This is a genomic window from Sphingomonas sp. PvP056 (assembly GCF_040549155.1).
GTDB lineage: Bacteria > Pseudomonadota > Alphaproteobacteria > Sphingomonadales > Sphingomonadaceae > Sphingomonas.
This window is the reverse complement of the sequence record NZ_JBEPST010000011.1, coordinates 1-12,544: the sequence shown is the minus strand read 5'-3', so window position 1 is coordinate 12,544 and position 12,544 is coordinate 1. Positions and strand designations below refer to the sequence as shown.

General features: G+C 63.8%; 12 protein-coding genes and 1 riboswitch. Of the genes, 3 read left to right on the top strand and 9 right to left on the bottom strand.

Going from position 1 to position 12,544, the window contains the following annotated elements:
• The first annotated feature begins 106 nt into the window (after positions 1-106).
• Positions 107-1,351 carry a molybdopterin-dependent oxidoreductase gene (locus ABIC17_RS19810; protein WP_200910541.1) on the top strand — a complete coding sequence of 415 codons (1,245 nt, stop codon included), beginning with the start codon at positions 107-109 and terminating at the stop codon, positions 1,349-1,351.
• A gap of 13 nt (positions 1,352-1,364) precedes the next feature.
• A complete protein-coding gene (locus tag ABIC17_RS19805) occupies positions 1,365-1,841 on the top strand; it encodes a hypothetical protein (RefSeq protein WP_031392891.1) in 477 nt (158 codons plus the stop codon).
• 9 nt (positions 1,842-1,850) lie between these two features.
• Here the strand turns inward: ABIC17_RS19805 and ABIC17_RS19800 are convergent, their stop codons facing one another.
• The 9 genes from ABIC17_RS19800 to ABIC17_RS19760 form a co-directional block, all read right to left on the bottom strand.
• A complete protein-coding gene (locus tag ABIC17_RS19800; RefSeq protein ID WP_354284877.1) occupies positions 1,851-3,215 on the bottom strand; it encodes a voltage-gated chloride channel family protein in 1,365 nt (454 codons plus the stop codon).
• A gap of 23 nt (positions 3,216-3,238) precedes the next feature.
• Positions 3,239-3,315, bottom strand: a riboswitch (Fluoride riboswitch).
• Between the two features lie 239 nt (positions 3,316-3,554).
• Positions 3,555-3,995: a YidH family protein gene (locus ABIC17_RS19795; RefSeq protein WP_051916165.1), complete on the bottom strand. Its 441-nt coding sequence runs from the start codon at positions 3,993-3,995 to the stop codon at positions 3,555-3,557.
• Entirely contained in the window at positions 3,995-5,080 is a 1,086-nt protein-coding gene (locus ABIC17_RS19790; protein ID WP_031392894.1) for a sulfite oxidase, read from the bottom strand. The genes ABIC17_RS19795 and ABIC17_RS19790 overlap by 1 nt, the downstream gene beginning before the upstream one ends.
• A gap of 547 nt (positions 5,081-5,627) precedes the next feature.
• A complete protein-coding gene (locus ABIC17_RS19785; RefSeq protein WP_031392895.1) occupies positions 5,628-6,503 on the bottom strand; it encodes a replication initiation protein in 876 nt (291 codons plus the stop codon).
• 702 nt (positions 6,504-7,205) lie between these two features.
• Positions 7,206-8,756, bottom strand: coding sequence for a type IV secretory system conjugative DNA transfer family protein (locus ABIC17_RS19780; RefSeq protein ID WP_354284874.1), 1,551 nt, complete (start codon positions 8,754-8,756; stop codon positions 7,206-7,208).
• Positions 8,756-9,037 (bottom strand): hypothetical protein, encoded by a 282-nt coding sequence (locus ABIC17_RS19775; protein WP_056677713.1) that lies wholly within the window; start codon positions 9,035-9,037, stop codon positions 8,756-8,758. The genes ABIC17_RS19780 and ABIC17_RS19775 overlap by 1 nt, the downstream gene beginning before the upstream one ends.
• Positions 9,037-9,438, bottom strand: coding sequence for a hypothetical protein (locus tag ABIC17_RS19770; RefSeq protein ID WP_056677710.1), 402 nt, complete (start codon positions 9,436-9,438; stop codon positions 9,037-9,039). The genes ABIC17_RS19775 and ABIC17_RS19770 overlap by 1 nt, the downstream gene beginning before the upstream one ends.
• Positions 9,438-9,662 carry a conjugal transfer protein TraD gene (locus ABIC17_RS19765; RefSeq protein WP_056677708.1) on the bottom strand — a complete coding sequence of 75 codons (225 nt, stop codon included), beginning with the start codon at positions 9,660-9,662 and terminating at the stop codon, positions 9,438-9,440. The genes ABIC17_RS19770 and ABIC17_RS19765 overlap by 1 nt, the downstream gene beginning before the upstream one ends.
• Positions 9,663-9,675: 13 nt before the next feature.
• On the bottom strand, positions 9,676-10,005 hold the full coding sequence (locus ABIC17_RS19760) for a conjugal transfer protein TraD (RefSeq protein ID WP_056677704.1): 330 nt from the start codon (positions 10,003-10,005) through the stop codon (positions 9,676-9,678).
• Between the two features lie 174 nt (positions 10,006-10,179).
• Between ABIC17_RS19760 and traA the strand changes: the two genes are divergently transcribed.
• Positions 10,180-12,544: Ti-type conjugative transfer relaxase TraA (traA, locus tag ABIC17_RS19755; protein ID WP_354284870.1), on the top strand; the 2,365-nt coding region annotated here is incomplete at its 3' end.

Sequence of the window (12,544 nt, the reverse complement as noted above, 5' to 3'; positions counted from 1 at the left end):
TGGGCCGAACTGATCGTCCTGCCGGATCGAACCGGCCCATCCGATCGACCCGTACCGGGCAGACCGTCGGACGGATCGCGCATAAGAGCATGACATCGAAGGGAGAATGCTGGTGGACAGCCTGGATATGAAACTGGCGCAGGCGACGAACCGCCGTCGCTTTCTCGCAGAGGCTGCGATCGGCAGCGGCGCGCTGATCGCCGCACCCGCGCTGGCGCAGAGCATGGTCGACCTGCATCTTCCGGGTGGCCCATCGGAACGGCCGATAACCAGTGCGTTCCCCGGCAAGGGCAGCATGATCCTCCAGCGGATCCACCCGCCGCTGCTGGAAACGCCGATGAGCGTGTTCAATGGCGACGTCTTCACACCGAACGACCAGTTCTTCGTCCGCTGGCACTGGGCCGACATTCCGACCGCGATCGATGTCGAGGCGTTCCGGATCAAGGTGCACGGCGCGGTCACGCGGCCGCTGTCGATCTCGCTCGCGCAACTGCTGAAGTTGCCACGCGTCGAGCTGGCGGCGATCAACCAATGCTCGGGCAATTCGCGTGCGCTGTTCCAGCCCCCTGTTGCCGGTGCGCAGTGGCGTCACGGGGCGATGGGCAACGCCAAATGGCTCGGCGTGCGCCTGCGCGACGTGCTCGATATCGCCGGCGTGAAGCCGGGCGCGGTCGCGGTGCGGTTCGGTGCGCTCGACCAGCCGGTGGTCGCGGGTGGACCGGATTTTGCCAAGTCGCTGTCGATCGACCACGCACGCGACGGCGAAGTGATGCTCGCCTTCGGGATGAACGGTGAACAGATGCCGCTCCTCAACGGCTTCCCGGTCCGACTGATCGTACCCGGCTGGTATTCGACCTATTGGGTCAAGATGCTGAACGACATCGAGGTGCTTGCCGCGCCCGACGACGGTTACTGGATGGCCAAGGCGTACAAGATCCCTGACACTCCAGGCGCGAACGTGCGGCCTGGCCAGAAGGATTTCCCGGCCGTCCCGATCAACAAGATGATCCCGCGCAGTTGGGTCACGAGCCTCGACGAAGGGCAGGTGATCGCGTTTGACCGGTCAATCCCGCTGGGCGGCATCGCGATGGGCGGCGATTGCGGCGTCGCCAAGGTCGATGTGTCGACCGACAACGGCAAGAGCTGGTACAAGACGACGCTTGGCCCCGATCACGGCAAATACAGTTTCCGCCGCTGGGATGCGCAGGTGCCGCTCAGCCATGCGGGCCCGACCAGACTGATGTCGCGCTGCTGGAACACCGCCGGCATCGCGCAGCCGATGACGCCGATCTGGAACCCGGGCGGGTTCATGCGCGGCAACATCGAAACCACCAACATCGTCGTCGGCTGAGGAGCGCTCCCCCATGAAAACGCCTTCCATCGGCACGCTGTCGTTCGGGTTCGTCGGCGCGACCGTCGTTCTTCTACTCGCGATCGGTGCCCCGAACAGCCGCATCGCCCCGCCGCCTGCCGCCCCGACCGCACCACCGCCGCCAAGCGTTTCGGCGCGCGGCTTCTCGCTGGCGTCCACCTCGGTCGATCTCCCGACCGACGAAGGGCAATATCCCGCCGGCCCGCATGCCGACGTCATCAACGCCAACTGCACCTCGTGTCATTCGGCGAGCATGGCGCTGAACCAGCCGCCACTCTCCTCCGATCAGTGGACCGCGGAGGTCACCAAGATGCGCGAGGTCTACAAGGCTCCTGTTGCACAGGCTGACGTGCCGGCGATCGTCGCTTATCTGACCGCCATGAGCGCAAAGCAGCCGGGCGCCGCGAAGGGCAAGGCGCAAGACCCCGATCCGAAGGCTGCGCCCGACGTATCGGGGGGATCAGGCTAAGCCCATCACTCACGACACGCGGTTCTGCGCGCGAAGTGCTGTGCGGCGTGTACGTGTCTCGCGCAGTGTTGCATTGGGCGCGAGGCCGTTCGCGGGCACCTTGGGTATCGCAACGCGCTGCGACAGGTAGATGCCATTGTGGCCCGAGCAGAGATAGGCCACGAAACAGGCGACGGCGATCGGCACCGCATAGCTGGCGCCAAACAGTTCAATCCCCATGAAGGTGCAGGCGAGCGGGGTATTGGCAGCCCCGGCAAAGACCGCAACAAAGCCGATCGCGGCGAACAGGCCCGTCGGTACGTCCAAGAAAGGCGCCAGCGCGTTACCGAGCGCCGCGCCGATGAAGAACAACGGCGTGACTTCACCGCCTTTGAAACCCGCACCGAGCGTGACGACAGTAAACAGCAGCTTGATCGCCCAACTCCACGGATGCGTGTCTGGTCCGAAGAAGCTGGCGATGGTAAGGCTCTCGGGCCTCGCTGCCAGGACACCCAGGCCTAGATAGTCGCGCGTGCCGAACAGGAAGACGAGCGCGATAACGACGACCCCGCCGATCACTGGACGTAGCGGACCATAGGGGACGATCCGCTTCAGACATCCCCCGACCACGTGGTTGGCTTCGGCGAAGGCCAAACCGACCAGTCCGAATATGATCCCCGCAATACCCGCCTTCGTCACGAGCAGCGCATCGACCGGTATCAACGCACCGATCGGGTAGACACCGTGATGGATACCCCAGGCGAGGCACGTCCAATCGCCGACTAGCGCTGCAACGAGGCAAGGCACTAGCGCGGAATATTCAACGCGGCCGATCGCCAGCACTTCGAGCGCGAAGACCGCGCCTGCGATCGGCGTGCCGAAGACCGCGCCGAACCCGGCTGCGATACCCGTCATCAACAGGATGCGCGTGCCGCCCGCATCGAGGCGGAGCGCGCGGCCGAAACCGCTGGCAAGGCTTCCACCCAATTGGACGGCGGTGCCCTCACGTCCGGCCGAGCCACCGAAAAGATGCGTCACCACTGTGCCGAAGAAGATGAGCGGCGCCATCCGCAGAGGCACCCCGCCGCCAGGCTCGTGGACCTGCTCGACGATCAGACTGTTGCCGCCTTCCACTGTGCGCCCGGTGACATGGTAGAGGAATCCGACAACGAACCCGCCCACCGGTAGCAGATAGAGCAGCCAAGGCGATGCAAACCGCAGTCGCGTAACGGTATCGAGACTCAGCAGGAACGCCGCACATAGCGTCCCGACGAGTGCCGCCATGGGCAGCAAGATCAGCGCCCAGCGCAGGACAGAGATCGCATGGTCGTGACGATCGCGCATGAATGCCGCGACGTTCAGCGTGCCGACGAGATTGCGAAAGGTAGCGCGCACAATTCCTCCTTGCTGCCTGAAGGCGCCAAGTAGGAATCATCAGCTCTTATCAGAGCGGTTCGGCCAAATTGCCCGGCAGAAATCCATTGCCAAAGTCGATCTATTAGACGTTTGCCCCAACCGTCAATGGGCATGTTGGTCGGGCAAATGCTCGGACCGGCCAGTCGGCAGCGTCTATCTGAGCCCGTTATATGTACCGACCCCGGGTACGCTGCATGCGGGACCGATCGGCTTTGGCCCACGTCGTTTTCGGGCTTCGTCACAAGGGGGCGATACCGCACGAAAGCCGCGGATGCGCTGCGGGGTCTGATCGGTTCGCAGCAAACCTAGGGATGGCTGCTACGAGCGTGCCGTCCAGATGCCGACGAGCGCGGCCAGTGACACGAGCATGAGAAACCCGTTCATCACTAGGAGCAACGTCGCTGGCAGGCGCTTGATGTCCGGTCGTGGCGGCGGGGCGCCTGCGCCCATCTCTCGCCACACCGCAGCGGCGAAGCAAAAGGCGCTGAACAAGATCAGCATGGTCCCGGTCGCCGTCGCCAGCCACGGGAACACGACGTCCTTGAGCAGCGCGCGCGCGCCGATACCGGAAGCGAGCGCCGCCAGTCCGGTACGCACCCAGGCAGCATAGGTGCGTTCGCCGGCGAGGATTGTGCGGTCCGCGGCAAGCTCTGTGCGACGGTCGGCGCTGTCCACCTGCTGGACTGCGCTGTCCTTCAGCTTGCTCGCGCTCTCCGCCAGCTTCGCATGGGCCCGATCGGCGTCGTGCGGCGCGTCCATCAGCCAGCGGTAACGGCGATGCGATGCCAGGCAGTCGAGAGATAGCCGGCGAAGTTCCAGATCGGCTCGGGCCGTTCGGGCTGCATCTGCCCGGCACCGTCAACGGCGCGCACGATCAGGACGTGGAGTCCGGGAGACAGATCGACCGTGACGTGCCACTGCGTCCAGCTCCAAGGCGCATCGGGTTTTGCAGTCAGTTCCGCCTGCAGCCAGTCGGTGCCGCCATTGACGGAGACCTCGACGCGGGTGACCGCTCGGCCGAAGGCGACCGCATAACCCGCGATTTCGCACGCGCCGGCGCTGACATGCGCGCCGTCCACCGGCGCGCAGATCGCAGCATTGAGCGGCATCTCCTCGATAGTCAGACCCCGATCCCAGTCTGCGTCCTCCTTCGCTACCGACGCCGGAAAGAGCTTGTAGTCCTTAGCCTGGATCGGCGCATCGGACGGGCGATCGCGCACCTCGATGCGCGTCAGCCACTTGGCGCTACGAACGCCCGCATAACCCGGCACGACGAGCCGCAGCGGTGCGCCATGTTCGGGGGCCAGCGCCTCGCCATTCATGGCCCAGACGATCAGCACGTCGGGCTCTAGCGCCTTGGCGATCGAGATCGAGGCACCGAACGGTGCCGTCTCACCATCGACATCCACGTTGTCGGCCCCCGTAGTGCCGACGAACGACGCGCCGTCCTGGATGCCGGCTGCGGCGAGCACGTCGCACAGTGCGACGCCGGTCCACGCCGCATTGCCAATCGCGCCCACGTCCCAGGGATCGCCCGAAGTCTTTTCCACGTCTTGAAGATGTGCCCGACGATTGCCGGCGCACTGCATGGTCGCGGTCACTGTCCGGGTCGCAAATGCCGTTTGAAGTTCGGCAACCGTGTAGGAGCGCGGGCGGTCGACTAAGCCGTCCAGCGCTATACGATGATCGTCGGCCAGTTCCGGCGTTGGTCCGTGACTGCGGATGTAGAAGTTCGCCTGCGGCGTCAGGAAGGACGTGATCAGTTTATCCGGGGGCGTTTCCGCATTGAGCGGCTCCGGACAGCGGAGGATCAGATTCTGTTCGGCGCGATCGGATGCGGTCATGCAAGCGGCCTACCATGATGAAATCAGTAGCGAAATCGATCGTTTTGCTGGGCGATGTCACCCAGACTCTTTCGATAGCCTATCCCTTTCTAGACGGCGGTGGAGCGATCACCATGCCGTCGCGCGAAAGGCGCCGAGCGCCAGACAGCCTTTCCCGTAGATCGTCGCGATGTGGCTGGACTTGCTACGACGGCTTTGTCCCAAAAGTCGTCGCTAGGTACTAGGGATGACGGAAAACCCTGTCGCCATCGCAGATGCGCGACAAACGGGTGATTTGCGCCGCCTGAACCCGGATGAGGGCGCTTAACGTATATCTGGGTCCGTTCTATGTACCGACCCCGAAGAGGGGGCGATCCGAATGATCCGTCCCGAGTGGAACATGCAAGGGCTGGGTGAATGCCCGGCATCTGTAACGGGCACCCCGGAATCCGCCAGCCCACTTGTTGGCATGTGAACATGATAGCACGAGAACACGATGGAACGTGAACACGTGTCTGGCATGTAGAGGTTGGTAGCAAAGCCTATCGGTGAGTTTTGGGGTAGCGGCTCACCTTTGGGCCGACGCGCTGAAATCTACCAGCACGGGCAGTTCGGGAATTCCGCCGCGCAGCTTTGCCCGTCGTACAATGCTGTGCTGGTCGATCAGGTTCTGTGCGTCGCGCTTGCCGCTGGACGTTTTTGGGAACCAGTGGAGTGCCACCCGTTCGACCTTGCGCCCGTTCTTGATCGGCGTGAAATCGACATAGAAGGGGCAAAGCTTGTTAATTTCCTCGACAGCCACCTTCAGACAATATTTGTTCATATCAGCGAAGCGTTCGAGTTTACCTTCAGGCACGTTAAGCAGGCCGCGCAGCTCTTCGATCGTAAACTCCTCTTTCTGTTTGTATTCGAGACCAATGCGCCGCTCGATCATTTCATAGAGACAAAGTGCGTATTTTGACTCGAAGCAATACATTACCTGCGTCTTGAGACGGGCATAAACCTGACTGTTCCGCAGTATCTCGATCAGCTCTTCTGGGATACGATAGTGAAGGAAGCCGTCCTTTTCGAGGCTTTCATCACTTGGGCCGAGCAGCTGGACACGGCGCTTGTAGCTCTTGCCATCCTTGCGGATCGTGACGATCGCGATGGTGCCCATGAGGCGCAGCAGTGAACTCTCTATGCGCTCGTTGCCTTGGTGCGTCCCTTTCAGTCCGGATTTCGCAATGCGATGGATGATCGGCTCGCCAATGCGTTCCCAGGCATTGGCGATCAGCAGGTTGTAGATACGGCGATCCGCGAGGGTGAGGGGGCTTAGCTCTACAATATCGACCAACTCGCCGGGCTTGACGATTTCACCGTAGTTGGCGGGATCAAAAGGATTTCCACGTCCCTTCTGGGCCAGCGTGCGGAATGTCATATCGACCACGGCAGGTTGCGACATAGGCTTGACCAACGGTGAGCTAGAGGAACTTACCAACTCACCCTAATCACGAAAAGTGAGCTAGGCAAATGTTTCAGCTCCCCCGTGGAGTAGAGAGGCGGATACCCCAAAACTCACCGATCCTTTTAACCCAACCATTGGGGTACCCCAACACTCACTGGACCCTGCCCGAACACTCACTTTTACCGACCCCAAAGCTCACCGCATGCTACCCCGAAACTCACGCGAATCGACCCCAACGCTCACTGTTGGAGTCATTTTTCGGCAGAAATACGGACCTTTCAGGGCTCTGAATCTTGAATCAGAAGAATTAGAGAATCTGAACGGCGAAAGGTGAGCTTTGGGGTGGCGAGCCTGTGGATAACCACCGTCAGAATAGGCAAATGGAATCGGCCTAATGGCCGATGCACTATTCGTCTCGTGCCGGCTGCGCTGTCACCAGAGCGGCGCAAACGCCGCGTGCTTAGCGGAAAAAGAAGAAAGGCGAGCTGGCGACCAGATACTACGCCAGAGCCGACCAAGAGCGCCATGAGGGCAGGGAAGAGGGCTTTGCCACGATCCGCACCCTTGCAGCACCGAACCTCGCTGTTGGTGCTTAAATCAGCTCCTTCGCGATCGGTTTCGTAGATCGTCAATCCGATCACCAGCTCCGTCACCTTCGGAAGGTGAGGCGCTACCCCAAAACTCACCTTTCGCGCATCGTCACGCAGGATCGAACAGGCCGGTGAACTCGCGTTGATCGTAATAACGGATCTTCTCGACTGCGAGCGGGTGTTCACCCTGGCGCAGCAGCAGGAGTTGATCGGGCCGCATCCGCATGATTTCGTCTGGCGTGGCGAGCCGGCGGGCCGAAACGTGCCCGCTGACGCTCTCCGAAGGCCCGGCGCGATTTTCGCCCCAGCCCGTACCGCGTGACGTGCTGACGGTATCGTATTCGATCGTCGTGTCGCCGATCGTGCGCGAGAGCATGTCGGCGGTCGCATGATCGTTGACCCCGAACGTCTGGATTACGCCGGCGTTGGACATGAACGTGCCGGCGCGTTCGCCATAGGTGGCTTTGAGCTGATGCATGTCCTGAAGGATCGGCCAGAGCTGGAGGCCGTAACCCGCCATCAGCCCCATTGCGCGCTCGACAGGTTCGAGGCGGCCGAGCGCGGCGAACTCATCGAGCAGGAACAGAACAGGCCGGGCAGGGCGGGCGGTGGACCGGGCCATGTCGGTGACGGCCTGGCTCACCAGCAGCCGCAGCCAGCGGGCATAAGTATCGAGCCGATCGGGCGGCAGGCACAGGAACACCGTGGCTGTCGTGTCCTTCAGCCCCGCGAAGGTGAAATCGGACGCGGCCGTACTGGCGACGATGCGTTGGCTGTCGAGAAAGTGGGTATGGCGCTGCGCCGAAGACAGGACGCCTGCTGCTTCGCGATCGGACTTGCCGAGCTGGCGGTTGGCGGCGCGGGCGATCAGGCCACCGGCGCCGACGCTGTCCTGCATATCGGCCAGCAGCGCGGCAAAGCCGGCGGGGGCGAGCGTCAACTTGTCGCGTACCGTCGCCAACACGCGGCGATCGGCAGGTTCGTGGATGACGGTGTGTAGGATCAGCCCGGCGATCAGAGCCTTGGCTTCCTCGTTCCAGTGGGCTTCGCCCGATTGCCCCGGCGCGTCATGCACCAGCGCGTCGGCGAGGGTGTTGGCATCTTCCGCGAGATCGAGGCTGGCGGGATCGAGCCGGTCGAGCGGATTGTAGCGGGCAGGGGGCTGACCCGACACGCCGAATGGATCGAGGCACCAGACCTGGCCCTTGGCGGCACGCGCGCGGGAGGTGACACGGGCGTTCTCGCCCTTGGGGTCGATGCAGATCACCGAGCGGTCGAGCAGCAGCAGGTTGGGAATGATCGTACCCACGCCTTTGCCCGAGCGGGTGGGTGCCATCGTCAGGAGATGCGCCGCGCCGTCGTAATGCAGCAGCTTTCCCGACTTCGCCGAGCGGCCGATCAGAAGATCTCCGTTCGCTTCCAGCTTCCGCACGTCGGCACGGTCACCGAAACGTGCGGAGCCGAGCAGATCGTTGTGCTGGTTGGCGGCACGCCGGTTGAAGCGCCAAGCCAGGAATAGGATCGCTCCGGCCAGCAGGAACGGAATGTCGGTCGCGATCTCGCCATAACCGAAGATGCCCTTGAGCCAGGCGTTGCTCGCCATCAGCACCACGAAGGCGACGAAGACCGCGAGTAGTGGGCTGATCCGTCGCCGGGGCATCAGTGCGCCGCCATCGGCGTGACCGGCAGGGACCGGTCGGCGTCGGGATGATCGAGCAGCCGGAGCAGGATTTGCGAGACCAGGGGAGGGGGCACGCCCTCGTCCAGCATCATCGCGAAAAACGCATCGTCGTTGGGCGTCGGGATCATGTCCTCAATGATCAGGTTGGCGCGCGAGTCCGCCATGTCCTCATGCCACATCGCGATTTCCGTTGGCGTGCCGCGTACAAAATCCATCGCGCGGACCTGGCGGCGGATCGCCTCGATATCAAAATCCGCCATCACGCGGCTTTCAGGTCGGCCGAGCCGGGCAGCGGTGTGGCGAGCAGCACCTGATAATCGGCCAGCAGCGCCCGCGGCACCCACCGGATACCGTGATCGCGGGCGTAACGCCCGGCGATGAGCATGTCGCCGTCGATCGCGTCCCAAGCGTCAGGATTGGCATTCACGGGGAGTGTGTCGCATCCCTCGGTCGCGATGCGGCCGCAGAGCGCGCTCGCTTCGGCCCAACGGGCGCGTAGCGCATCGACCAGGTGTGTGGAGACAGGGGGATCGAAATCACCTCGCATACGCTCCCCACGCTGCATGGCGTATTCCTGTTCTGCCCAGACAGGATCGTTATAGATGATCGTCGCAGCCGCAGACCCGCGCATCAGCCATTCCGAGTTATCATCGCCTGCCATCAGCTCGTCTCCGTCGTTTCGCTTTCCGCATCGAACGCGCGTTTTCCGCGTCTTTTCCACAGTGCCAGCACGTCGCCGGCATCATCGCCACGACCACGCCCGGCGAGATCGAGCAGCGCGCCGTAGAGGGTGGCGCGATCGTCGTCGGTCAGATCGACCAGCCCGGCTTTCTGAACCAGCCCGCCCAGCTCAATCAGGTGACGCGTTCGTTCGCGACGTTGCACGACCCAGCCCCTGCTATCCGTTCGCCGTTCCGCCGCTTCCGTCCGTAGCGTCGCCGCCCGGTTCAGTCGCAGCGCCCGATCCGTTGATTGGAGCAGCGCCACTACCCTTGCGCCCGCGCCGCTGAAAGAAGGCAGCGCCCTTCGCACGCCATGCCTCCTTCGCATCCGTATCCTTCGATCCGATCGCATCGAGCAGAACACCGGCGAGGGTTTCCGCATCGAGTGCATCGGCACCTGTGGCGGCAACGAGCTGGCCGAGCTGTTCGACCCGTTTAGCCTTGAGCGCACGGGCCTTGTCACCCAGCGCCTTCAGCTCGGCATCGTAATCGCGAACCTTCCGCATCACTATCGCCCTTCCGCGTATCGGTCAGCAGCATCTTAGCGCACCCAGCGTGAGGGTAAAGTCAGAACGAGCAGGAAGGTACAGCAGGTCAGTCAGAAGATGCGAAGCAGATTGTGAGTGCGCGCTTATACGTCGTTGCCGACGTGCGCTAAGTAGGGCAGTGTGCGGAGCGTCATGGCGATCTATCATTTCTCCGCCAAAGTTGTGAGCCGCGCAAACGGATCGAGCGCCGTCGCGAGCGCCGCCTATCGTTCCGCATCTGAGCTGCACGACGATCGGTTGAACCGCGATCACGACTTCAGCAACAAGGCGGGCGTGATTCACTCCGAGGTGATGTTGCCGGAGGGCGCACCAGAGCGTTTAAACGATCGCACGACGCTGTGGAACGAGGTTGAGGCAGGCGAGAAGCGCAAGGACGCGCAGCTTGCCCGTGAGGTGGAGTTCTCGATTCCGCGTGAGATGAACGAGAAGCAGGGCGTCCAGCTCGCACGCGATTTCGTGAAGAAGCAGTTTGTCGATCGCGGGATGGTCGCTGATCTGAACGTGCATTGGGACAAGGCGAAGGACGGCACGCCCAAGCCGCACGCGCATGTCATGCTTGCGATGCGCGACGTGGGGCTGGAGGGGTTCGGGAAGAAGAACCGCGACTGGAACTCGACCGAGCTTTTGAAGGACTGGCGCGAGGCGTGGAGCGCTCACGTTAACGAGCGCATGGCCGAGCTGGGGATTGAGGGTCGCATCGACCACCGCAGTTACGAGGCGCAGGGGATCGGGCTGGAGCCGCAGCACAAGATCGGCCCGGCCGCATCGCGTCGTCCGGAGCAGGGGCTTGAGGCGGAGCGGATCGAGGATCACACGCGCATCGCTCGTGAGAACGGCGAGAAGATCATCGCCGATCCCAATGTCGCGCTGGACGCCCTCACGCGGCAGCAGGCCACGTTCACCGTCCGTGACCTTGCGACGTTCGCGTTCCGGCACAGCGACGGCAAGGAGCAGTTCGACCAGGTGATGGGGGCGGTGCGCGCCAGCCCTGAGCTGGTCGCATTGGGGAAGGATGGACGCGACCAGGAGCGGTTCACGTCGCGCGACATGATTGCGGTGGAGAACCGGCTTGAGCGTGCCGGCGACGATCTGGCGGGCCGGGGCGAGCATGGCGTCGCCGATCGGCATCGTGACGTCGCGATCGGCGCGGCCGAGGGGCGTGGCCTTGTCCTGTCGGGCGAGCAGCGCGACGCCTTCGATCATGTGACCGGCGACGCGGGGCTGGCGTCCGTCGTCGGCTATGCCGGCAGCGGCAAGTCGGCGATGCTTGGCGTGGCGCGCGAGGCATGGGAGGGGCAGGGTTACACGGTTCGCGGCGCGGCGTTGTCGGGCATTGCGGCCGAGAACCTTGAGGGCGGATCGGGCATCCAGTCCCGCACCATCGCTAGCCTGGAACACGCATGGGGGCAGGGCCGCGAGCAGCTAGGCCCCAAGGACGTGCTGGTAGTGGACGAGGCTGGCATGATCGGCTCGCGCCAGATGGAGCGGGTGCTGTCCCAGGCACGCGATGCTGGGGCCAAGGTCGTGATGGTCGGCGATCCTGAGCAGTTGCAGGCGATCGAGGCGGGCGCGGCGTTCCGCAGCGTCACCGAGCGGCACGGCGCGGCCGAGATCACCGAGATACGCCGGCAGCGCGAGGACTGGCAGCGCGACGCCACACGTGCGCTGGCGACCGGGCGCACCGGCGAGGCGATCCACGCCTATGACGGCAAGGGCACGGTCCACGCGGCCGACACGCGCGAGGCGGCGCGGGGCGCGCTGGTCGATGGTTGGGATCGCGCGCGCCAGACCGAGCCGGGCAAGAGCCGCATCATCCTCACCCACACCAACGCCGAGGTGCAGAGCCTCAATGGCGAGGCGCGCGACCGGTTGCGCGCGAGCGGCGACCTTGGCGATGACGTGACGGTGAAGGCCGAGCGCGGCGAGCGGCAGTTCGCGACCGGCGACCGCATCATGTTCCTTCGCAACGAGCGCGGCATGGGGGTCAAGAACGGCACGCTGGCGACGATCGAGCGGGTATCGCCCGAGGGCATGGCGGTGCGCCTCGATGACGGGCGCGGGGTCGCGTTCGACACCAAGGATTATGCCCATGTCGATCACGGCTATGCGGCGACGTTCCACAAATCCCAAGGCGTGACGGTCGATCGCGCCCATGTCCTCGCCACTCCGGGCATGGACCGCCACAGCGCCTATGTCGGCATGTCGCGGCACCGCGACGACGTGCAGCTTCACTATGGCCGCGACGACTTCACCGACCAGCGCCAGCTTGTTCGCGCTCTGTCGCGCGAACGCGGCAAGGACATGGCGGGCGATTACGCTAAGCCCGAGCAGGATCAGGCGCGGGCGTTCGCCGATCGGCGCGAGATCCGGTTCCCGGAACTCGCACGCCAGATGGTCGAGAAGGTGCGCGACAAGGCCAAGGGCATGTTTGCCGGTTTCCGGCCAAAGCCGGCTGTCGCGAAAGAGGGGGCGATTAACACTGCCCGCGATCACGGGC